The 22,917-nt window shown below is 66.9% G+C and carries 17 protein-coding genes and 1 pseudogene; 12 read left to right on the plus strand and 6 right to left on the minus strand.

From position 1 onward, the window contains the following. Window positions 1–187: 187 nt before the first annotated feature. From pdhA to BLIN9172_RS10525, 3 genes are read left to right on the plus strand one after another with little or no spacing between them, the layout of a single operon-like run. Window positions 188–1,294 (plus strand): pyruvate dehydrogenase (acetyl-transferring) E1 component subunit alpha, encoded by a 1,107-nt coding sequence (pdhA, locus tag BLIN9172_RS10515; RefSeq protein WP_101555042.1) that lies wholly within the window; start codon window positions 188–190, stop codon window positions 1,292–1,294. After that, a complete protein-coding gene (locus tag BLIN9172_RS10520) occupies window positions 1,291–2,346 on the plus strand; it encodes an alpha-ketoacid dehydrogenase subunit beta (protein WP_101555043.1) in 1,056 nt (351 codons plus the stop codon). Before pdhA ends, BLIN9172_RS10520 begins: the two co-directional genes overlap by 4 nt. Then, the gene (locus BLIN9172_RS10525; RefSeq protein ID WP_101555044.1) at window positions 2,346–3,755 is read left to right on the plus strand and encodes a dihydrolipoamide acetyltransferase family protein; all 1,410 of its coding nucleotides are present in this window, start codon (window positions 2,346–2,348) and stop codon (window positions 3,753–3,755) included. Before BLIN9172_RS10520 ends, BLIN9172_RS10525 begins: the two co-directional genes overlap by 1 nt. Before the next feature lie 110 nt (window positions 3,756–3,865). Here BLIN9172_RS10525 and BLIN9172_RS10530 read toward each other — a convergent pair whose 3' ends face one another. From BLIN9172_RS10530 to BLIN9172_RS10540, 3 genes are read right to left on the minus strand one after another with little or no spacing between them, the layout of a single operon-like run. Continuing rightward, window positions 3,866–5,071 carry an acyl-CoA dehydrogenase family protein gene (locus BLIN9172_RS10530; protein ID WP_101555045.1) on the minus strand — a complete coding sequence of 402 codons (1,206 nt, stop codon included), beginning with the start codon at window positions 5,069–5,071 and terminating at the stop codon, window positions 3,866–3,868. 46 nt (window positions 5,072–5,117) lie between these two features. After that, on the minus strand, window positions 5,118–6,437 hold the full coding sequence (locus BLIN9172_RS10535) for a beta-ketoacyl-[acyl-carrier-protein] synthase family protein (protein WP_101555046.1): 1,320 nt from the start codon (window positions 6,435–6,437) through the stop codon (window positions 5,118–5,120). Then, on the minus strand, window positions 6,434–7,975 hold the full coding sequence (locus BLIN9172_RS10540) for a class I adenylate-forming enzyme family protein (protein WP_101555047.1): 1,542 nt from the start codon (window positions 7,973–7,975) through the stop codon (window positions 6,434–6,436). Before BLIN9172_RS10540 ends, BLIN9172_RS10535 begins: the two co-directional genes overlap by 4 nt. A 224-nt stretch (window positions 7,976–8,199) precedes the next feature. Here BLIN9172_RS10540 and BLIN9172_RS10545 point away from each other — a divergent pair, with 224 nt between their 5' ends. After that, entirely contained in the window at window positions 8,200–9,819 is a 1,620-nt protein-coding gene (locus tag BLIN9172_RS10545; protein WP_101555048.1) for an inorganic phosphate transporter, read from the plus strand. Between the two features lie 104 nt (window positions 9,820–9,923). On the opposite strand, the gene BLIN9172_RS10550 is transcribed toward BLIN9172_RS10545, so the two are convergent. The 3 genes and pseudogenes from BLIN9172_RS10550 to BLIN9172_RS10560 all read right to left on the minus strand — a co-directional run bounded on the left by BLIN9172_RS10550 (window position 9,924) and on the right by BLIN9172_RS10560 (window position 15,187). After that, entirely contained in the window at window positions 9,924–11,318 is a 1,395-nt protein-coding gene (locus BLIN9172_RS10550) for an NAD-dependent succinate-semialdehyde dehydrogenase (protein WP_101555049.1), read from the minus strand. Between the two features lie 353 nt (window positions 11,319–11,671). Beyond that, window positions 11,672–14,115 (minus strand): annotated as a pseudogene (locus tag BLIN9172_RS10555) (thiamine pyrophosphate-binding protein). A 55-nt stretch (window positions 14,116–14,170) separates the two neighbouring features. Beyond that, a complete protein-coding gene (locus BLIN9172_RS10560) occupies window positions 14,171–15,187 on the minus strand; it encodes a 1-aminocyclopropane-1-carboxylate deaminase (RefSeq protein WP_101555106.1) in 1,017 nt (338 codons plus the stop codon). A gap of 328 nt (window positions 15,188–15,515) precedes the next feature. On the opposite strand from BLIN9172_RS10560, the gene BLIN9172_RS10565 reads away from it, so the two are divergent. The 8 genes from BLIN9172_RS10565 to BLIN9172_RS10600 all read left to right on the plus strand — a co-directional run bounded on the left by BLIN9172_RS10565 (window position 15,516) and on the right by BLIN9172_RS10600 (window position 22,877). Beyond that, the gene (locus BLIN9172_RS10565) at window positions 15,516–16,175 is read left to right on the plus strand and encodes a GntR family transcriptional regulator (RefSeq protein ID WP_101555050.1); all 660 of its coding nucleotides are present in this window, start codon (window positions 15,516–15,518) and stop codon (window positions 16,173–16,175) included. A 91-nt stretch (window positions 16,176–16,266) separates the two neighbouring features. After that, window positions 16,267–17,139 (plus strand): CE1 family esterase, encoded by an 873-nt coding sequence (locus tag BLIN9172_RS10570; protein WP_101555051.1) that lies wholly within the window; start codon window positions 16,267–16,269, stop codon window positions 17,137–17,139. A gap of 84 nt (window positions 17,140–17,223) precedes the next feature. Further along, window positions 17,224–17,937, plus strand: coding sequence for a FadR/GntR family transcriptional regulator (locus tag BLIN9172_RS10575; RefSeq protein ID WP_101555052.1), 714 nt, complete (start codon window positions 17,224–17,226; stop codon window positions 17,935–17,937). After that, window positions 17,934–18,755, plus strand: a complete 822-nt coding sequence (locus BLIN9172_RS10580) for a creatininase family protein (protein ID WP_101555053.1) — start codon at window positions 17,934–17,936, stop codon at window positions 18,753–18,755. The genes BLIN9172_RS10575 and BLIN9172_RS10580 overlap by 4 nt, the downstream gene beginning before the upstream one ends. Before the next feature lie 127 nt (window positions 18,756–18,882). Next, window positions 18,883–20,427, plus strand: a complete 1,545-nt coding sequence (locus tag BLIN9172_RS10585; RefSeq protein WP_101555054.1) for an AbgT family transporter — start codon at window positions 18,883–18,885, stop codon at window positions 20,425–20,427. A 363-nt stretch (window positions 20,428–20,790) separates the two neighbouring features. After that, complete coding sequence (locus BLIN9172_RS10590) at window positions 20,791–21,405, plus strand: DUF6230 family protein (protein ID WP_101555055.1); 615 nt, start codon at window positions 20,791–20,793, stop codon at window positions 21,403–21,405. Then, the gene (locus BLIN9172_RS18125) at window positions 21,405–22,013 is read left to right on the plus strand and encodes a DUF6114 domain-containing protein (RefSeq protein ID WP_180956966.1); all 609 of its coding nucleotides are present in this window, start codon (window positions 21,405–21,407) and stop codon (window positions 22,011–22,013) included. Before BLIN9172_RS10590 ends, BLIN9172_RS18125 begins: the two co-directional genes overlap by 1 nt. A gap of 12 nt (window positions 22,014–22,025) precedes the next feature. After that, entirely contained in the window at window positions 22,026–22,877 is an 852-nt protein-coding gene (locus BLIN9172_RS10600) for a hypothetical protein (RefSeq protein ID WP_101555056.1), read from the plus strand. Window positions 22,878–22,917 lie beyond the last annotated feature (40 nt).

Here is a 22,917-nt window from a genome sequence, read left to right on the forward strand (position 1 = left end):
GGCATGGCTCCGCGGCTTTATCGAGATCACACTCCGGGCCCAACCGACCCGGGATCCACTCAGCCAAACGTCCACTCGGCCGGCCGGAACCGGCCCCTTCGTCCCGAGTTCGCGACACGTTTGGCCGCCCGTCCTCACCTGCACGTTGGCCATGGAATCGTGACTCGGCTCACGCCACCATGGGGCCATGACCATTGACGTTCCCACCACAGGCCGCTCACTGCCCCAGCTGCAGCCGATCAGCTTCATCGGCGCAGATGGCCGGCTCACCAACACTCCGACCGAAGGGCTGCGGATCCCCAGCGATGCCACCCTCACCGGTCTCTACCGGCAGATGGTCCTCGTCCGCCGGTTCGAAGCACAGGTCACGCACCTGACCCGGCAGGGTCGGCTCGCGACCTATCCCTCCGCGGCAGGTCAGGAAGCCGCCGAGGTGGGGGCCACCACCGCACTGGCGCCGAACGACTGGCTCTTCCCCACCTACCGTGACTCGGCAGCGCTGCTGACCCGCGGGGTGCCCGTCGCCGAGATCCTCGCCGCCTTCCGTGGGGACTGGCACTGCGGTTTCGATCCGCACGAATATCACACCTCACCTGCGGCGACACCGCTGGCGACGCAGACCCTGCATGCCACGGGCTTCGCGATGGCCGCGAAGCTCAAAGGCGAGGATGCCGCGACTCTGACCTTCCTCGGCGATGGCGCCAGTAGCGAAGGCGATACCCACGAGGCGTTCAACTTCGCCTCCGTATGGCAGACCCCGACGGTCTTCGTCCTGCAGAACAACCAGTACGCGATCTCCACTCCCCTGCGGGAGCAGACGAATGCGACGATGCTCGCCGACCGGGCCGCCGGCTACGGAATGCCGGGCCTGCGCGTCGACGGCAATGACGTCGCCGCCGTATTCGCCGCCGTCTCCGCGGCGCTGGCGCGCGGTCGCAACGGAGATGGTCCGACCCTCATCGAGTGCCTCACCTACCGGATGGAGTCGCACACGAACTCCGACGATCCGACGAAGTACCGTGACACCGAGGAGGTCGAGCACTGGAAGCAGTTCGATCCCATCGACCGTCTCGAGAAGTACCTGCGACAGACCGGTGCCCTCGACGATGCCACGATCGAACAGATCGCCGAGGAGGCAGAGACCCTGGCTGCGTCCGTCCGCGATGCCATGAACCAAGAGGCCGAGATCGACCCGCGCGAGCTCTTCGCGCACGTCTACGCGACCCCGCGCACTGCCCTGGCCGAGCAGCAGCAGGTCCTCGAAGCCGAACTCGCAGCGGCGGGTCACGCATGAGCGTCGAAACGGGCACCGATCCGACCGTGGTGAACGGCGAAACGACCACAGCCGCCTCGGCGACAGCACCCACCCCGTCGTCGGTGACGATGACGAAGGCACTCAATCAGGCGCTGCGCGATTCTCTGGCCGACGACGACACAGTGCTCGTCTTCGGCGAGGATGTCGGTCGCCTCGGCGGGGTCTTCCGGGTCACCGAAGGTCTGCGAGCCGAATTCGGGTCGAACCGCGTCTGGGATTCTCCGCTTGCGGAGTCGGGCATCATCGGCACGGCGATCGGCATGGCGATGAACGGCATGCGGCCCGTTGTCGAGATGCAGTTCGACGCCTACGCCTACCCTGCTTTCGAGCAGATCGTCTCGCACGTGGCGAAGATGCGGAACCGGACGAAGGGCCGGGTCAGCCTGCCGATCACGATCCGGATTCCCTATGCCGGCGACATCGGCGGAGTCGAGCATCACTCCGATTCCTCGGAAGTCTATTGGACGTCGACGCCGGGGCTGACCGTCGTCACGCCGTCGAATCCGGCCGATGCGTACTCCCTGCTGCGCGAATCGATCGCCTCCGACGACCCGGTCGTGTTCATGGAGCCGAAGTCGCGGTACTGGATGAAGGAGACGCTGTCCCTGCCCGTGACGACGGCACCGATGAATCGGGCGCAGGTCATCCGCGAGGGCACCGACGCCACCCTACTCGCCTACGGCCCGACCGTGCGCACGGCACTCGATTCTGCCGAGACCGGAGCCGAACACGGATTGTCCATCGAGGTCATCGACCTGCGTACACTCTCGCCGTTCGACGATGAGACTGTGTCCGCATCGGTGCGCAAGACCTCGCGTGCGGCGATCATCCACGAGGCCGCGCAGTTCGGCGGCTACGGCGCCGAGGTGGCCGCTCGCCTCACCGAACGCAACTTCACTCATCTGTCGGCCCCGATCCTGCGGGTCGCCGGGTTCGATGTGCCCTATCCGTCGCCGAAGCTCGAGGAGTTCTACTTGCCGACCGTCGAACGCGTACTCGATGCGCTCGAGTCCTGGGATTGGGAGCTGTGATGAGTGCTGACGTGAATACGGGTACGCGCGAGTTCATCCTTCCCGACCTCGGCGAAGGCCTCACCGAGGCGGAGCTGATCTCGTGGAAGGTCGAGATCGGAGACGAGGTCCACGTCGATCAGATGGTCGTCGAGGTCGAGTCCGCGAAGTCCGTCGTCGAGCTCCCCTGCCCGTACGCCGGGCAGGTCGTCAGCCTTCACGCGAACGCAGGGGACACCGTCAGCGCAGGCCAGGCCCTGCTCACCGTCGCCGAGGCGGGGGTCGAGGCAGGCGCGGGTCCTGGGGCAGGCACGGGTGCTGAGTCGGCGGACAGCGAATCGGGCGGCGCGAACCTCATCGGCTACGGCACTTCGGAACCGAAGACCCGTTCGGCGAAGAAGCGCTCGTTCGGCGGCAAGAACGCGGCGGCGCCCGCTGTTCCGACCGTCATCCCGGATGCCCCGTCGCAGCCCCCGGCCGAAACCCCGGCTTCCCCCAGCAACTCATCGACGACTGCGAACGACCGTGTCTCCCCCGTGTCCTCGCCACTGGTGCGCAAGCTCGCAAAGGATCACGGCATCAGTGCCAAGAGCCTGCCCGGCACGGGCCCCGGCGGGGTCGTGACCAGGGCTGATGTCATGGCCGCGATCGAGTCCGGGGCAGGTGCCGCTGCCCACGTCCCCGCGGGGACGTCACCGGCGAAGGCATCTTCGCCTGCTGCGAGCTCCGACCAGAGCGACCGCGATACCCGCACCCCGATCACGGGACTGCGCAAGGTCGTGTCCGAACGCCTGACGAAGTCGCGGCAGGAGATCCCCGAGGCCACAATCTGGCTCGACGTCGACGCCACCGAGCTGCTGGCGACGAAGAAGGCGCTCGAGGCCCGCACGGGTGAGAAGTATTCGCTGCTCTCGCTCGTCGCCCGCTTCGTCGTGGCCGGTCTGAAGAAGTACCCGATCATCAACTCGTCAATCGATACGGCCGCCGGTGAGATCGTCACCCACGGCGAAATCAACCTCGGCCTGGCCGCGCAGACCCCGCGCGGGCTCATGGTCCCCGTCGTCCACGGGGCCGGCGAGATGAGCCTGCGGCAGCTGCGCGACTCCGTGTCCGGAACCGTCGGGAAGGCCGCCTCGGGGAAGTTCGATCCGTCCGAACTGACCGGCGGCACGTTCACCCTGAACAACTACGGGGTGTTCGGCGTCGACGGTTCGGCCCCGATCATCAACCTCCCCGAGGTGGCGATGCTCGGCCTCGGCCGGATCAAGGACCGCCCGTGGGTCGTTGACGGCGAGTTGACCGTGCGCAAGGTGATGTACCTGTCGTTCGTCTTCGACCACCGGGCGTGCGATGGTCAGGAGCCGAGTGAGTTCCTCACCTTCGTCGCCGACTGCATCGAGAATCCGATCTCGCTGCTGCCCGAGCTCTGAGGCCATCCGGCGAGGGTCGCCTCGGTGTCGTTCAAGCGTCAGCGCACTTTTCGTGGGGTACACCTTTCGACAAGTGCGCTTCGCCTTGAACGAGCGGCGGACCGAACTCCCTACCCGTCGAGCAGCGCAGCCGCGTACATCGGACGGGCCGCATCCGCGCTCGGCGGGTGGAAGAGCCCGGCCGTGGCATCGCGGAAGAGGCGGGAGAGTTCGTGCTTGTTGCCGAACCCGCTGCCGCTCGTGCACATCAGGGCCGTCTCCGCACAGTTTCGGGCCGCCTCGGCGGACTTGATCCTCGCCCCCACCAGACGCAGCGGCCAGCCGGCACCGTGGTCGATGAGGTCATCGAAGTCCCGGGCGTAGGCGTCGATCATCGCCGTCACGGGCATGAAGTCGAGGTGCGCATCGGCCAGGCGCGTCCGGGCCTCGGGCACCTCGGCGAAGGTGGTCCCGGCCTTCGCGGACTTCCGCTTGTGCAGTCCGGCGGCGCCCAGCTCGAGCGCCCGCGCCGCGACTCCGGCGTAGACGGCGGCGATGAGCAGCTGGAAGTTGCTCGTGATCGCAAAGGTGAGCAGGTCGGGGTGCTTGCCGGCGGGGATGACGCGTGAGACCCGTTCGGGCTTCATCGGCACGTGGTCGAGGATCGTCGCCCGCGACTGCGAGGCTCGCATTCCCAGCACATCCCAGTCATCGGAGACCGTGATCCCGGGCGCATTCCGTTCGATGAAGCCGTAGACGAGCCGCCCCTCGGCGGGCTCCTCGGCATCGGGACCGGCGATCCCGTCGTCGTCGGCCGCCACGGCACCGTGGACGATGAGCCTCGTCCACACGGGCGAGAGCGAGGTGAAGATCTTCACCCCGGTCAGCTCAAATCCGCCGTCGGTCGTCGGCACCGCCTCGGTGGTCGAACCCTGCAGGACCCAATCGTTCGACGGCTCGGAGATGCCGAAGGCGAAGATCTCACCGGCCATGGCCTCGTCGAACACCCAGTTCAGCGAGTCGTCGCCGCGGTCGGCCAGTGCCTTGACCACTCCGGTGGTCATGAGGTGCATATTGATCGCCAGGGCCGTTCCGGGCGCCGCCGCTGCCAGCCGCTGCTGCAGTCGGCTGACCTCGAACAGGCTCAAGCCGGGCCCGCCATGGGACTCGGGCACGAAGAGGGTGAGGTAGCCGAGATCCCTCAGTTCGGCGAGATCCTCGTCGAAGAATCGGTTCTCCCGGTCATAGACGTCGGCTCGTGCGCGGAAACGATCACACACATCATCGGGCAGGTACCGCGCGGCGAGTTCGCTCACGCGTGTCTCACGGTCGGTCATCGTCTCTCCTCTGTTCCGGTGTCGTCAGGACGTCGGTTCGCCTGTTCTACAGGGCGTCAGCCCGACGCAGAATGATCGCCCCGTTGTGCCCGCCGAATCCGAACGACGTTGACAGCACGGTGTCGACGACCACCTCGGCGAGATCCTGCCCACCGCTCATGTCACGGGCGTGACCTGCGACGATATCCCATGCGGGGAATTCATTGTCAACGAGGTTGAGCGTCGGGGGCAGCGTCTGATCCCGCAGCGTCAGAGTCGCGATGATCGCCTCGACGACCCCCGATGCGCCGAGGAGGTGCCCCGTCGTCGACTTCGTGGCCGAGATCGGGATCGTCCGTCCGACCTCCCCCAGGGCTGCGTCGAAGGCGGCGAGTTCGGCTCGGTCGCCGGCCGGTGTGCCCGTCGCGTGGGCGTTGATGTGGTCGATATCGCCGGGTTCCAGCCCTGCGTCGCTCACAGCCTGGACCACCGCCGAGGCGGCTCCCCGTCCGCCCGGATGCGGGTTCGTCGGGTGGTGGGCATCGCTGGCGGCGCCGAATCCGGCAAGCTCGGCCAGCGGCGTCGCCCCACGTGAGGCCGCCGAGTCGGCGGGTTCGAGGAGGATCGCGGCCGCACCCTGGCTCATGACGAAGCCGTTGCGGCCCCGGTCGAAGGGACGGCTGGCGGCGGTCGGATCGTCTTCGTATCCGGCGGCGAGCGCGCGCATGTTCGCATTCGAGGCGAGATTGACCGGACCGAGGCAGTCCTCCATGCCGACGGCGAGCACGGCGTCGGCGTAGCCGTGGCGGATGCGACGCATCGCCTCGCCGAGGCCGATCGCCCCTGAAGCACAGGTCGCCGAGACTCCCTGACCGGGTCCGCGCAGGTCGAAGCGCTGGCTGATGAGCGCTGCCGCGGAGTCCGGTGCTCCGTGGAGGGCGAGCGTCAGCGGCACGGATCTGGGACCGTCCGCGTCGAGGCTGCGCGTGGCCTCCTGCATGGCGTCGACGGGCCCGGAACCGGTGGCGGCGATGACGGCCACGCGGTCGCGGTCCCAGGGCAGGTCCTCGGCCGCCGACTCGATGCCGCCTGAGCGCAGCGCCTGGTCGGCCGCGGCGATCGCCCAGTGCTGGACGGGGCTGAGTCGGCGGGCGAGCGCCCGGGGCAGAACCGCCTCGGCGTCGAAGTCCGTGATCTGCCCGCCGATCCGCACCGCCAGGTCGTCGAACCGTTCACCTGCGAGGACGTCGATGGCACTGGTCCCGGTGCGCACGGAGTCCCAGAGGGTCTCTGGGTCCTGACCGCTCGGCGTGATGGCGCCGAGTCCGGTGATGACGACGTCGCGCGCGCCGTCCGTCCGGTACCGATTGTTCCGGGAGGCGTTCACAGCCGCTGTGCCTTTCCGCTCATGACCAGGTCAACGGTTTCGTGGCGTCGAATCTTCCCGCCGACGGTCCGCGGCAGCCGGTCGAGTACGTAGAACCGCCTAGGCACGAACTGCGGGGCCAGCTTCGCCCGGGCATGGTCGAGCAGTGCTGCTTTGTCGGGCGTGCCCGAAGTGCCGACTCCACCTCCGGAGTCGGAGTCCGGTTCGATGACGAGGGCGACGATGCTGCCGAGACCGTCGTCGGGCAACGCGACCGCGCAGACCTCGCCGTCGAATCCTTCGAAGGCCCGCTCCACCTCGGGCAGGGACACCTTGTGCCCTCCGGTGATCGCGATGTCACCTGCTCGCCCGGCGAGCTGGAGGAGTCCGTTCTCGATCCGTCCCTGGTCACCGACCGTGGCCCAGCCGTCGGGGAAGCGCAGCTGAGCGTCGGTGGTGCCGGTGACATAGCCATCCGAGCAGGCGGCGGCACTGATCCAGACCGTGCCGATCTCTCCGTCCGGCAGCCGGGCACCGGATCCGTCACGGACCTCGACGCCGATGGTGTCGTAGATCGAGATCCAGGTGCCGTCACCGTCACGACTGTCGCCGATGAACCCGATCTCGGCGGCACCGTAGTAGCTGATCAGACGGGTGTCGGGGAGGACCTCGGCGAGTGCCGAACGGATGGATGCCGGCAGATTCGCTCCCCCGGTGACGACGAGGTCGAGACCGTGGAAGCGGGCCGGCGTTCGGCGGGCCGCCTCGGCGATGGCACGCACCACGGCGGGCACGGCGACGATTCGGGTGATGGCTTCGCCGGTGATGCGCGACCCCATGGTGAAGGGGTCGAAGTCGTCGGCGACGTGGACGCTGCCGCCGGTGGCGAGGCTTTCGACGACGGCGTAGAGGGTAAGGCTGTAGGACACGGGGCCAGGCGCCAGGGTGGCCACTCCGGCGAAGGGTTCGAGGTGGGCCGAGGACACAGCCACGTTGTCGCGGTACTGCTGGCGGGTCTTGATGAAGGCCTTCGGATTGCTCGTCGTGCCCGACGAGAAGAGCATGAGGAACGGCTCGGACGCTTCGCGGACGGTCGGCGGGGTCGTGTCGGCGGGATCGACGGCGGCCTCGCGGGCCTGGAAGTCGGCGGCGGTGATGACGGTTCCGGTCCAGCCGGCGGCGGCGAGCGCCTCGGCGAGGTGGGTCGAGTCGCTGATGACAAGCCCGATGCCGGTGGTCGTGATGACTCCGACCTGGTGGCTCAGCGGCCAGCGGGGATCGATCGTGGCCGAGAGCGCGCGGAAGCCGGCGAGGCCGGCGATGATGCGGGAAGTCTCGAACGCCGAGGTGAGACTCACCGCCGTGATCGGGATGCCGTGGGTTTCGGGAGCAGGATTCGGCGGGTCGGTCTGGGCTCCGTGGAGGGCGTCGACGGCGGCGAACATCGTCCGCGAGCCTTCGGCGAGCTGCGAGTAGGTCAGCTGTCCGTCACCACCGACGATGGCAAGCCGATCGGGGTCGACGACGGCGACCTCGAGGATCCTCGCAGTGATCGGCATGCTTCCCTCCGCAGTCTCGCTCCACGGCCGTCCGTCCGAGCCGCCTGGCACCAGTATAGGAGTCGGTCGACTCCGCCAATTGAGCGACTGTACGCGTCCGCGTCGATCGTGCTTCATCACCCGGTCATCTGCAGCGCCGAGGATGACTGCTGGCGGACGCCGTCCGACTTCTCCTGGGACGGACCCGCGCATACCCCTCCCGCACCCGCACACAGGAACACACGATGACGAACGACACCCTCGCAGATTCCTCCCCGCGATTGACGCCCCGACCGCGCTTCCTCGGCCCCGACCGCTGGTGGCACATCTGCTTCGGCCTCATGCTGGCGGCGACCCTGGTCTCGTTCACGCTGTGGTCGTTCGACTTCGTCGGAGCCGGGTCCAACCGGCTCGTCCTCATCACGACGATCGTCTTCGGCACGTTCATGGCCTTCAACATCGGCGGCAACGACGTGGCGAACTCCTTCGGCACCTCGGTGGGCGCCGGAACGCTGAGCATGAAGCAGGCGCTCATGGTCGCCGCGGTCTTCGAGGTCAGCGGAGCCGTCCTCGCCGGCGGCGAGGTCACCGACACCGTCCGCAGCGGCATCGTCGATCTCGGCGCGATCGACGTCGATCCCCTCGATTTCGTCTTCATCATGACGTCCGCCCTCCTCGGCGCCGCGATCTGGCTGCTCATCGCCACGAAGATGGGGTGGCCGGTCTCGACCACCCATTCGATCATCGGAGGCATCGTCGGTGCCGCCCTCACCTTGGGATTCGTCACCGGCACAGGTGGGTTCGGGATGGTCCAGTGGGGCGGGATCGGCACGATCGCGATCTCCTGGGTGCTCTCCCCGGCGTTGGGCGGCGCAGTCGCCTTCGTGCTCTTCGGCGCGATCAGACGACACATCCTCGTCTACAACGATGAAGCCGATGCGAAGCTGCGCGAGATCAAGACCGCGAAGGCGGAGCTGCGACAGGAACACAAGAAGGCCTTCGAACGCCTCGACGAGATCCAGCAGATCTCCTACACCAATGCGATGACCAGGGACGCCGTCCTCATCAACGAACCCGACTATGACCCCGACGAACTCGAATCGGACTACTTCCGCCGCATGGCGGCCATCGAGACCGAGCGCTCGGGGTTGAACTCCCACCGCGCGCTCGAGACCTGGGTGCCGCTGCTGGCGGCGTTCGGCTCGATCGTCATCTCATCGATGCTGCTGTTCAAGGGACTGAAGAACCTCGAACTCGGCATCAGCTCCGTCGGCAACTTCCTCATCATGGCGATGATCGGCGCGGGCGTGTGGATGGCGGTCTTCATCTTCACGAAGACGCTGAAGAAGCAGACCCCGTCACGATCGACCTTCCTCCTCTTCTCATGGATGCAGGTCTTCACGGCATCGGCGTTCGCATTCAGCCATGGCAGCAATGACATCGCCAATGCGATCGGCCCGTTCGCGGCGATCCTCGACGTGCTGCGGACGAACGAGATCAACGCCGAGGCGGGGGTGCCCGCCGCCGCCATGATCACCTGCGGCATCGCCCTCGTCGCGGGCCTGTGGTTCATCGGCCGCAATGTCATCAAGACGGTCGGCACGGGGCTGACGAAGATCCATCCTGCCTCGGGCTTCGCCGCCGAACTCTCCGCCGCGGGCGTCGTCATGGCCGCCTCGGTGCTCGGACTTCCGGTGTCGAGCACCCACATCCTCATCGGCGCCATCCTCGGTGTCGGGCTCGTCAACCGCGCCGCGAACTGGAATCTCATGAAGCCGATCGCCCTCGCCTGGGTGATCACGCTGCCCGCCGCCGCAGCCATCGGGGCGATCGGACTCGTGTCCCTGCGCGCGATCTTCGGCTGAGCCGCCCCCGCACCATTGCGCGAGAAACGGGCTGAGTGTCGAAAAACGCATGCGCACACACGTTTCTCGACACCCAGCCCGTTTCTCGACGACCGCTGAGGGCGTCAGTCAGCCACGTAGTACATGCGCTTGTTGACGAATTCGTCCATGCCGTAGGGGCCGAGCTCGCGGCCGAAGCCCGAGCGCTTGGTGCCGCCGAACGGGATCTCCGCGCCTTCACCGGCAGGGGTGTTGACATTCGACATGCCGACGTCGAGGCGCTGAGCGAGCTTCGCGGCACGCTCGGAATCCTTGGCGAACACGGCGCCGCCGAGGCCGAAGCGCGAGTCATTGGCCAGGGCCAGTGCCTCGTCATCGCTGGTGACCTTGTAGACGGTGGCCACAGGTCCGAAGAGCTCCTCGCGGTAGGCGTCCATCTCCGAGGTGACTCCGGTGAGCACGGCCGGCGAGACATAGGCCGAACCGTCGCTGGCGAGCTCGCCGCCGACGAGGGTCGCACCCTGCTCGACGGCGCGGTCGAGCTGCTTGCGCAGGTTCTCGGCGGCCGAACGCGAGGACAGGGGCGAGTATTTGCCGTCGCCCGCCTCGGCGGGGGTGCCCTTCTCCCAGGACTGGGCACGCTCGGTCAGACCGGACACGAAGTCGTCGTAGATGTCGTCCATGACGATCATCCGCTTGTTCGCGTTGCAGACCTGGCCGGTGTTGTACAGGCGGGTGCCCCACGCGGTATCGACGGCCTCGTTCATGTCATCGGTGTCGAGGACGATGTAGGGGTCGGATCCGCCGAGCTCGAGCACGGCCTTCTTCAGGTACTTGCCCGCGGTCGCGGCCACGGCGGACCCGGCGCGCTCGGAACCGGTCAGGGACACACCTTCGACGCGGTCGTCGGCGATGATCGTCTCGATCTGCTCATGGGTGGCGTAGATGTTGGAGTACACGCCTTCGGGGATGCCGGCTTCCTTCATGATCTCGGCGATCTTCGCCGAGGAGCGGGGGCAGATCTCCGCGTGCTTGAGGATGATCGTGTTGCCGAGCACGAGGTTCGGTGCGGCGAAGCGGGCGACCTGGTAGTAGGGGAAGTTCCAGGGCATGATACCCAGCAGCGGGCCGACGGGGCGACGCTGGATGAAGGCCTTTCCGCCCGACATCGATTCGATCGGCTCATCGGCGGCGAACTTCGGTCCGTTGTTCGCATAGTAGTTGAAGATCTCTTCGCAGAACTCGGCCTCTTCCTCACCTTCGGCGGTGGGCTTGCCCATCTCCTCGGCGATGATCTCCGCGAGCTCGGCCTTGCGCTCTCCGAAGAGAGCGGCAACCTTGTTGACGATCGCGGCACGTTCTTCGATCGTCTTCTCGCGCCAGCTCAGGTAGCCCGTGTGTGCGGATTCGAGGACCTGTTGGACCTCTTCGTCGGTGGCATTGTCGAACTTCTCGACGACCTCGCCCGTGGCCGGGTTCTCGACACGGTAACCGCCTGCAGCACTGCCTACGTTGCTCATTCCAGACTCCTTCGACTTCGGGCACCTGTTGGCGCCGTTTAAGCAATCGCATACCTGTTCGCCGTCGGAATCGACGGATTGCGTATGCCTGTCTCACACGCTATCAACACGTGACCCGCGCAACAAGTGCCGGAACCTGGGGGAATCCTCAGTCCCGTATCGCCCCCGACCTCCACGCCGAGGCGATGCGGATTCCGAATCAACCACGACGAAATCCGAACCGTCCTCGGCTTGGATCGAACAGTCGCCTCGGCACGCTCACGGATCAGCCGCCTCGGTGTGGGGATCGGCTCCGGTACGAGGCGCCGGACCCGGTCGCCCACCCGCAGCAGACCTCACCGCCGCAGCAGACCTCACCGCCCCACGAGGTCGAGCGCCGCAGAGACGATCGAGTCCGTGTCGATTCCGTGGAGCGCATGTGCCTGACTCACCGAGGAGGCCTGACCGAATTCCGTGACGCCGAGGTTGCGGGTGCGATCCCCGCGCACTCCGGCGAGGAAGGCCAGCGTGTGCGGGTGTCCGTCGAGGACGGTCACCAGGGGCGCGGGATGCGCGGCCGGGAACAGTTCGTCGGCGATGGCCGATCGGCGGCTCTGCCCCACCCGTCCGCGCTCCTGCACGGAGCGGAAGACCTTCGACGCCGAGCTGAGGCAGACGATTCCGGCCCGCACGCCCAGGGATTCCAGTCGGGCCGCAGCCGTGATGACCTCGGTCATGATCGCGCCGGCGCCGACGAGCGTGACCTCGTCCTCGGCAGCGGGACGGGCCGAGAGCCGGTAGCCTCCGGCGATGACCTGTTCGCGGCGGCGTTCGCGCAGCAGCGGATCCTCGGGCACTGCGGCGAGCTCCTGGGCCACGGGCCTGGTGGTCAGGCGGAAGTACGCCGAATCCCCGTGCGGGTCGGCGAGTTCGCGCAGCGCCTCGAGCAGGGTCCACTCGAGGTCCTGGGCGAAGGCCGGCTCCCAGCTCGTCAAGCCCGGGATCTCCAGAGTAACCGAGGGCGTGTTGAACGACTGGTGCGCCCCGCCCCGCCCTCGGGCGCGAGCGTGACTCCCGACGGCGTGCCGACCATGATCGAGCGCCCACCGGCGTAGAGGCTGAACGTCCACGGTTCGAGGGCGCGGTTGATGAACGGATCGTAGATCGTCGCGATCGGCAGCAGCGGCTGTCCCCACCGGCTCCCGGTCGTCCCGAGCTCACCGGCCAGGGAGACGAGGTTGACCTCGGCGATGCCCATCTCGATGTGCTGACCGCGCGAGCCCTCCTGCCATTTGAGGACTCGTTCCCGGTCATCGGAGAACCAGTCCTCCCGCCCGGCCGGGGACCAGATCCCGGTCTTGTTGATCCACCCGCCGAGGTTGGTCGACGTGGCCACGTCCGGTGAGACGGTGACGACGCGGCGGGCCACCTCGGGGGCGACGTGCTTGAGGTCGGAGAGGAACCGACCCAGCGTGGCCTGGGTGGAGATCGTCGGCCGCGGGGAGAAACCCAGCTCAGCGGGCACCTCGGCGACGGTGTGGGTCTCATGGCCCTCGCGGCGCAGGCGCTCGGCGGTCTGGGCGCAGAGCCTCCCGGCCGGGGTGTCGGGGTCGAAGCGGACCCACGGATCGTCGAGGTCCACCCCCGAGGCGGCCGCGAGGTCGCGCATCTGCGCCTCGGTGAGCTGGGCGGCGTGGTTGCCCGGGTGGCCCTCGGTGGCGAGCCCCTTGCCCTTGATCGTGTACGCGAAGACGACGGTGGGTCGGTCGTCGTCGATGGCCTCGAAGGCCTCGACGAGCTGCCCGAGGTCGTGTCCGCCGAGGTCGCGGATGAGGGAGGCGATCTCATCGGGTGAGAACGGGTCGATGACCGCGCGCAGCGCCGTGGCCGCGGACTCGTCGAGGCCGGCGAGCAGACGGTCGTGGACCTCGGTGGGGTGAGCGCGCAGGAGCCGCTGGTATTCGGGGTTGGGCATCGACACGAGCCGGTCTTTGAGCGCCTGCCCGCCCGGGGCGGCGAAGACGGCCTCGAGGCGGCGCCCCCACGGGCAGGTGAGGACCTGCCAGCCGGCGGCGGCGAACATGCCCTGGAGGCGCTTGATCTGCACGTCGGGGATGACCCGGTCGAGGGACTGCCGGTTGAGGTCGACGATCCACACGATCTCGCCGAGGGTGCGCACCTCGGGGTCGATGATGGCCTCCCATACCGCGCCTTCGTCCATCTCGGCATCCCCGAGCAGCGAATAGAAGCGCCCGGCCCGTGGGGTGTCGGGGAACCGGTCGGAGACGTAGCGGTGGGACAGTGCGGCCCAGATCGGGGCGGTCGCGCCGATGCCCACCGACCCCGTGGAGAAGTCGACGGTGTCGGGGTCCTTCGTCCGGGAGGGGTAGGGCTGGAGTCCTCCGCGGCTGCGCAGCGTGTCCAGATGGTGTTCGGCGAGATCGCCGAGGAGGTAGTTGATCGCGTGGAGGACCGGTGAGGCGTGGGGCTTGACCGAGACCCTGTCGATCGAGCGCAGGCGGGCGAACCACAGGGCGGTCATGATGCCCGCCATCGAGGCCGAGGACGACTGGTGGCCGCCGACCTTGACCCCATCGGGGTTCTCCCGTCCCCGATTGGCCCGGTCGATGATCGACGTGGCCAGCCAGAGCACGCGCTGGGCGATCTCGTCGAGGACCCGGTCCTCCCCCGAGGCCGAGGCCCGCAGCGGTCTGTCGTTCGTGCCGGGCGGGCTGACCTGGATCGAGGTCTCGAACTGGTGGCGATCCTGCTCGTGGTCGCCGTCGTGCGGGGGCTGAGATCCGTGTGCGGCCGTCATCTCATCGATCCTTCCTCAAGGGGGTGGCTGTGTCGTGGGATGGGCGTCGTCCCGATCAGAAGATCGAGGAGTAGGCGTTGAGGGCCAGCTGCCCGCCGAGGTGGGCGTAGAGGACGGTCGAATCCGATCCGATCGTGCCTTCAGCAACGAGGTCGAGGAGCCCGGCCATCGACTTGCCTTCGTAGACGGGGTCGAGGATGACGCCTTCGAGCTGGGCGGTGGTGCGGATCGCCTCGACGGTCGAATCGTCGGGGATGCCGTAGGCGGGTCCTTCCCAACCCGAGCGGATGTCGACCTCGTCGGCGGTGATCTCACGCCCGAGGCCGATGAGTTCGGCAGTGGTGTTCGCGATCCTCTTCACCTGATCGCGGGTCTTGACGATCGTGGCCGATGCGTCGATGCCGATGACCTTGCGCTTGGGTCCTCCGGCGGCTTCGAGAGCGGCGAATCCGGCGATCATTCCGGCATGCGTCGACCCGGTCACGGTGCACACGACGATGGTGTCGAAGAAGACGCCGAGCTCCTTTTCCTGTGCGGCGACCTCATACGCCCAGTTCGCGAAGCCCAGCCCGCCGAACCTGTGCTCCGAGGCTCCGGCCGGGATCGGGTAGGGCCTGCCGCCGGACTCTTCGACCTCGTGCAGGGCGTTCTCCCAGCTCGAGCGGATGCCGATGTCGAATCCGGCGGAGTCGAGGCGGACGTCGGCGCCCATGATGCGGGAGAGCTCGATGTTGCCGACCTTGTCGTTGACCGGGTCCTCCCAGTCGACCCAGCGCTCCTGCACGAGGCGCGCCTTCAGTCCCAGGTGGGCAGCGACCGCGGCGACCTGGCGGGTGTGGTTGGACTGGTAGCCGCCGATGGACACGAGCGTGTCCGCACCCGAGGCGAGGATGTCGGGGACGATGTACTCGAGTTTGCGGGTCTTGTTGCCGCCGAAGGCGAGTCCCGAATTGACGTCCTCGCGTTTGGCCCAGACCCTGGCCCCGCCGAGGTGGTCGCTCAGTCTCGGGAGTTCGTGCACGGGGCTGGGGCCGAAGGTCAGTGGGTAGCGTTCGAAATCGGTGATGGCCATGGTGTCCTCTGTTCTCTGGGCGGTGGGGGATCTCCGGGCGACGGTGCTCGACGGCTCCCCGACGGCGCCGGTGCGAACCGCGGCCGCGGTGGCGGCCGCCCGACTCCGGGCGGACGGGGTGTGTCCGGTGACGAGGCGTGCCGGATGAGGCATGCCCTGCGTCGGTGTGTCCTGGATCGCAACGTGCAATATGCAATATATTGCATTCTGGACGTGCATACAATGAGCACAGACCATTCGCGTCGCCCAGCTCGGCCGATGGCACCGATCAGAGGCCTCCACCGACGAGCTGCGACGAGAGCGAACTCCGAGAACGAAAGGGCCGAGCGTGCCGATCCCCACGGACTCACCGGTGGCGCACCGCACTCTGCTGCGCGATGACGTCTACCGTTCGATCCGCGATGCCATCGTCCGCGGTCAGCTCGCCCCGGACGAGCAGCTGCGCGACCAGGAGCTCGGCGCCTGGCTGCAGGTCTCCCGGACGCCCGTGCGGGAGGCGCTGCAGCGCCTGGCCCAGGCCGGGCTCGTCGTGGCAGAGCCGGGCCGGATGACGCGCGTGGCCCCTGAGGATCCGGAGCGCATCCTCGCGGCCCGGCAGATCGCCGCTGAACTCCACGGTCTGGCGATCGACCTCGCCTTCCCAACTCTCGACGAGGCAGCTCTGAATGAGATGGGGCAGGCGAACGATCGTTTGAGTGCGGCCCTCGCAGCCGGCGAGGCCGAGGCGGCGATCGCCGCCGATGATGACTTCCACGAAGTGGCCCTCACCCGATCCTCCAACCCCCTCATTCCCGATCACCTCGAGGTCGTCACCGCCACTCTGCGCCGAGCGGAGTTCCTGCACTTCGAATCGGTGAAGGGATCGGCCTCACCGGAGCAGCACACCGAGATCATCGCCGCCGTCCGTGCCGGTGAACATGCGCATGCCGTCGCACTGACGAAGGCGAACTGGTCAACCATCGAAGGGGATTCGCCGCAGACGGCCTGAGTCGAACACCTTCCGACTGCGGATCCCGAATCGGCAACACCACTGCCTCCTCGACGACGCCACCGTCATAGCCAATTCATTTAGTCATCTGATGACTTGTGCTAGAGTCCTCACCACGATCACCGACGATCAAAGGACTGACGATGTCATCGACGAGAGGACCATCTCTACACCAGGCGGGGAGCGCAGCTACCGGATCAACATTCCCCGCGACTACGAGATCGCGACTCCCCTGCCGCTCGTCCTCGGGTTCCACGGCAACGGTTCCGACGGTGCCGAATTCCAGAACCACACGGGGCTGCCGACCCTGCCCGCGATCACCGTGTTCCCCGACGGTGACCTCAGCGACGGCAAACGCTCCTGGCAGGGAGCCCCGTACGCCAGCGGTGCCGATGACGTCGCGTTCGTCGCCGATCTGCTCGATTCGATCGAATCCGAGCACTGCATCGACCTCAATCGGGTCTATGCCACCGGCAAGTCGAACGGCGGCGGATTCGTCTCCGTCCTCGCTTGTCACCTGCGCGATCGCTTCTCCGCATTCGCTCCCGTCGCCGGTGCCTACTATCCGCAGTCGACACAGGGCTGCGATTATTCGACGCCGACGCCGATGCTCGCGATCCACGGCACGGGGGACGCGACGATGCACTACGAGGGCGGTCACCGCCAAGGCGAGGACTACCCCGGTGTGCGCGAATGGATCCAGCCCTGGGCGGGGGCCTCCGGCTGCACGAAGTCCGCTGACCGCCAGGTCGGCCGCAAGGGCGAAGATGTCGTGCGCACCCAATGGACGCAATGCGATGCCCAAGTCGAGCTCTACTCCGTCGCCGACGGCGGCCACGTCTGGCCGGGTGAGGTCGTCTACAGCGGCGGCGGATACGTCACGAAGGACTTCTCGGCCACCGACACCGTCTGGGAGTTCTTCCGCAGCCATCCGGGCGCAACGCATGGGCCCACCCAGAACTGACCGACCAGGGCCACCTCAAAAGTGACCGTTGACACACTCTGACCCAAAGTGATTAGATGACTTAAACACTTGAAGGAGAGCACCATGACGTCCACCGTCGGACTCGTCGAACGCCTCACTCGCGACATCGTCGACACCATCCGCACCGAACACCTCCAACCCGGGCAGACCCTGCCCTCGGCCAAGGTCCTCGCCGCACGCTTCGAGGTCACCGTGCCCACCGTCCGAGAGGCCCTGCGCCGACTCGAAGCCACGGGCTCGGTCGAACTCAAGCACGGCTCGGGCACCTACGTCCGCGAAGCGATCAACCGCCGCATCCTCGACAACCCGCACTATGTGCCCGTCGACCTCGCAGCGGCCATCGAACTCCTCGATGCCCGCATCGCCATCGAACCCGGCATCGCCGAGCTCGCAGCGACGGTCCAGGCGGCGGATGCCGTGGCTTCCATGGAGTCCGCGCTCGACAATGCCCTCCAGGTCGAGACCGCGGTCCCGGCCGGTCACTTCCACGTCGAACTCGCTCGCGCTTCGGGCAACCGCGCTCTGCACGAGATGCTGGTGTCCCTGCTGGCCATCCATTCGCGGACCCAGCAGGCGGCACGCACGAGCTACGACCGCCTGCGCGACCACGACGAACACGCGGACATCCTCGATGCGATCCGTCGCGGCGACGGCTTCGAAGCCTCCCACCGCACCCGCAAGCACCTCGAGGCGATCAAGACCGCCGTCCTCGCCGACTGGACCGACGACACCATCAAGGACGGCAGTGCCGACACCATCGCAGGACCCCAGCGATGAGCCGCCCGGTGATCTCCGAGATCCGCCCGCATATCCGCGACTACGCCGAACTGACCTCGCTGGAGGTCGAACTCGCGAAGGACCGAAACAGCTTGCTCGTCCTTCCCGTCGGCGCCTGCGAACAGCACGGGGACGGACTTCCCCTGGGCACCGACACCATCCGCGCCGCTCACGTCGCCCGCGCCGTCGTCGACCGGCTCCGCGACAGCGCCGACGGCGGTCGGGTTCGGGCGGGCAGCGCCTTCGTCCTGCCGAGCATCGACTACGGCGTCTCCCCGCATCACCGGTTCCTGCCCGGCACGATCAACATCGGCCCGCAGCTGTTCGTCGACCTCGTCACCTCGATCGTGGGCCAGCTCGCCGATGCCGGATTCGACCGGCTCCTCGTCATCACCGGACACGGCGGCAACCTCTCAGCCCTCGGCGTGGTCCAGCAGGACCTGCTCGCCACCCACCCCGACTTCGTCTTCGCCTACGCCCCGGTCTCCGGCTTGGCCACCGAGGCGACTGCCGCCCTTCCCCGTACCGAGGTCAGCGGCCACTGCGGAGAGTCCGAGACCTCGCAGATGCTCGCCATAGACGAATCCCTCGTCGATTCTGGCCATCTCAACCCCGGCGCCACCCGGCTCGACGATCTCGACCCGCGCGCCCGACTCTCGCGAACGAAGTCACCGTCAACAGCGGTGACGTTCGATCGCTATGCCGACAACGGCGTCCTCGGCGATCCACGCACCGCCACGGCCGCGGCCGGGGAGGACATCCTCGGCGAGGTCATCGACCGACTCGTCGCCTACTGTCAGGAGCTGCAGAAACTGTGACACCTGCTTCTCACTGACCGGCCGACCGGCCGACACCCCACCACAGATCACCCGATTCCAGCGCCGGAATCACCGTGCCCTGGTGGACCCTGCCCGAAAATCCCGCCTGAACTCTCAGGAGCTCACGATGAAACCGACCCAGACCACCGATACCGTGCAGACCGACGAGCAGGAGAAGCTGCCGCTGGTCATCCGCGCCCTCAACGTCATCGAAGTCGTCGGCAACAAGCTGCCGAACCCCTTCTGGCTGTTCTGGATCCTCGCGGCGATCCTCGCCGTACTCAGCCTCGTCCTCTCCCTCGCCGGCGCGGGAGTCGAGGATCCCGGCACCGGGGAATGGACCCCGGTGAAGAATCTGCTCAGCGGCAGCGGCATCGCCATGGCCGTGAGCACCGCACTCGACGCCTATCGGACCTTCCCACCGCTGATCACGATCATGGTCGTCATCATGGGTGTGGCCCTGGCCGAGCGCACCGGCCTGCTCTCGACGGCGATGAAGGTCTCGATCGCCCGTGTCCCGGCCGGACTCATCGTCTTCACGGTCGCGTTCATGGGCACGATCTCCCACGTCGCCTCGGCGGCGGCCTACGTCATCCTCGTGCCGCTCGGCGGGATGGTGTTCAAGGCCGTGGGCCGCTCCCCAGTCCTCGGCGTCATCGTCGCCTACACCTCGATCGCCTCCGGTTATGATGCCAGCCCGATCCCGACTCCCAACGACGCGATCTTCGCGGACATCACGACCGCCGCGGCGAACATCATCGACCCCGACTACATCGTCGCCCCGATCGGCAACTGGTACTTCAACATCGCCAGCTCCTTCCTCCTGGCCATCGTCATCACGATCGTCACCGAGCTCGTGCTCATGAAGCGCGACAACCTCGAAGCCGACGAGGATGCCGAGCACGAAGACCTCGTCATCACCGACACGGAGCGGAAGGCTCTGCGCTGGTCGATGTTCGCCGTCATCGCCGCGATCATCGCCATCGTCGTGCTCGTCGTCCCCAAGGGAGCGCCTCTGCGCGGCGACGGACCCTTCGGCGAGTCCCCGTTCCTCACCGGAATCGCGTTCCTCATCGCTCTGCTCTTCGGCATCGGCGGCATCGTCTACGGCTTCCGCGAGGGCACGATCGAGACCTGGTCCGACGTGCCGAAGCTCATGGGGCAGGGCCTCGCATCGATCGCCGGGGTCCTCGTCCTCTTCTTCGCCATCGCCCAGTTCCTCGAGTACTTCGAGTGGACGAACATCGGCATGCTCGTCTCGGTGTCCGTGTCCGAACTGTTCACCGGCCTCGGCCTGCCGACCTGGGTGGTGTTCATCCTCGTCCTGCTCGTGCTCTCCGTCGTCAACGTGCTCATCACCTCCGGCTCGGCGATGTGGGCAATCATGGCTCCGGTCATCGTGCCGCTGCTCATGCTGCTCGAGGTGCCGCCGGAGACCTCCCAGGCGATCTTCCGCATCGCCGACTCGGGGTCGACGGCGATCACCCCGATGAGCCCGTACTTCATTCTCGCGCTCGGCTTCATGCAGAAGTATCAGAAGAGTGCCGGCATCGGCACGCTCGCGTCGCACACCCTGCCCTTGGCCGTGTGCATGACGATCAGCTGGAGCCTGCTGTTCTTCCTGTGGTGGGGTCTGGGCATTCCGCTCGGCCCCGACGCCCCGGTGCGCTGAGAGCGTCGACTCCGGTATCCGCCGCCGAGGTGTGAAAGCTGAGTTTTGAAAGTTTTGTTCACGCCCCGACCCGGGCCGGTTCCCATCATCCGGGCGCGTGTTTCAGTGCCATCGAGTGCGGGCTCGACCATCACCTCGGAAATCCCAAGCACATCGCCTGATCTGGGAACATACCATGTCATTCGATCTGACAGGTCGGCTTTGCCCAGCGGTGTGCGGCCACCCGAACTCTGCCCCGCGAGGATGCCGTCGGCAAAAGCCGTTGACGCTCAAACTTCACCCGCGATACTGTCGGGTAACACCCCGTAGTAACTTACATCACACGCTGATGCCGACCGTGCTGTCGGTGGTCAAGGAGGATCAATGAAGTTCCGCAATCCCAGCCTCATCCGCAGGCTCGTCTCATCTCACGCCGGTCGCATCGCCATGGTCGCGATTCCCACAGGCGTCGTCTCAGCGATGCTCATGGGCGGGGTGGCCCAGGGTGCAGTCCCGGTCTCATTCGCCGTCTCGGGTACACAGTTCAAGATCTCGTCGTCGCAGCTCGAGGGCACCGGCTTCTCCCAGTACAGCGGAGTCGCCAAGGACGCCGAGGGCGGCAAGCACGCCGTCGTCACCGCGAACATCAAGGATGCGACCCTGGAGAACCTCTGCCAGTCGGCCGTCCAGGAGACTCCTCTGGGCAAGGTCGGCGTCCTCATCAAGGCGGGCGGAAAGGGCACCCCCGCCTCGGCGAAGGATCTGCAGATCGGCATGACCGGCCTCAAGGGAGACGCGGAGTTCGAGAACATCCGCATCGGCGTCGATGCCTCCGACGTCAACACGAAGGCCAAGGGAAGCAAGGGCGACTTCGCCCAGGACTCCGACACCATCTCCATCAAGGACCTCAAGCAGGACTCCTGGTCGACCACGGCCTCGGTCTTCACGCTCAAGGACATGTCGCTGAAGCTCACCGACGGATCTGAGCAGTGCGACTGATGAGGAACTCAGCAGCCAACGGGCAGCCGACCGATGAACGGGAGGCCGCCGAACAGGAGGCAACCGTGCAGAAGACGAGCCTGCTTGCGCTGTCCCGTCGGAGCCGACGCGCCGAAGAGCACAGCGGCTCCTCCGATTCCGGCGTCGAGACGGCAGAATTCGCCGTCCCGACGCCGGAGGCGGGGGAGGCCGACCGAAGCGAGGAAGTGCAGATGACCGACGATGCCGCGAAGCGTCAGGGATTCAAGCACTGGCGTCGGCAGCGCCCCTTCATCGGAGGTGTGATGGCCGTCCTCGGCGGAATCGAACTGTTCTTCTCCGGCCAGCTGGACCTCGGCAACATGCAGATCCAATTCGGCATCGAGGGACTGCAGGCGACCGTCGTTCCGATCACCATCGTCGTGCTCGCTCTGCTATCGATCTTCCGACCCGCGCACCATGTGTTCTACGGGATCATCGCCCTCGTCCTCGCAGTCTATTCACTCATCGGAGTGAACCTCGGCGGGTTCATCATCGGCATGCTGCTGTCCACCATCGGGGCGATTCTCGTGGTCGCATGGATGGGACCGCGCGGGCCGAAGGAGTCCGAAGGAGTCCGAAGCCGCTGAGGGGGAGACTGCATGAGGGTATCCAGCCGCCGCACGGCCTCACTCCTGGCGGCAGCTGTCCTGATCCTCCCGACGACGCTCGGGGCGGGATCGGTTGCAGCCGCCCACTCGTCGCCGCTGTGCTCGCTCGTGGGCACCTGTGATGACGATGATTCCGCCAAGTCAGAGGACCAGGACCCCGCACCTGCGGGAAGCCTGTCGCCCGGAATGCCGGTGAAACCGAGCGATCCACCGACGGCGGACCCGTCGCTGCCCGCGCCGGGCCCCACGGATGAGCCGAGCGATGAACCGAGCGAGGAGCCGACGGAGGAACCCTCCGACGATCCCACGGACCCTGGTGGTCTGGGACTCGATGAGCCCAGCGACGACCCGACCGAGGATGAAGACTCGGAAGAGGGCAACGGCGAGTTCCCGTCCGATGCACAGATGGACACGAAGGCGCCGATCTTCACGAAGACTCCGGCTGCCATGGGCTCCGAGGGCCTGTCGTTCAAGGGGCTCAAGGGAATCTCGTTCGTCTCGGTGCCCACCGCTGACGGTGGGTCCATCGTCGTGCTGAAGATCCAAGCCGATGAGATCAAGATCACCGGCTTCTCACTCACGGTGAGGCCTCCCAAGGAGCACGAAGGGCTGGTGACGAAGGCCGACACGATGACGCTCAGTGGCGATGTCACTGTCTACATCGGGTCGATCACCGCCACGACGAAGGACGGAAAGTCGCTGACCATCGGGCCGGAGACCCCTCCGCCCATGGACGACGTCGAACCCGGACTGCTGCGCGTGACGATGGGGCTCGTCGGATCCACCGCCGATTCGATCGCCTACACGAACACCGATCAGAAGCTCAAGAAGGCCGAAGACTGACCTGCCCTCACCGAGGCGGTGCTCCTTCACCGTGGAGAGG

It is taken from the genome of Brevibacterium linens ATCC 9172 (genome assembly GCF_900169165.1).
Taxonomy (GTDB): domain Bacteria; phylum Actinomycetota; class Actinomycetes; order Actinomycetales; family Brevibacteriaceae; genus Brevibacterium; species Brevibacterium linens.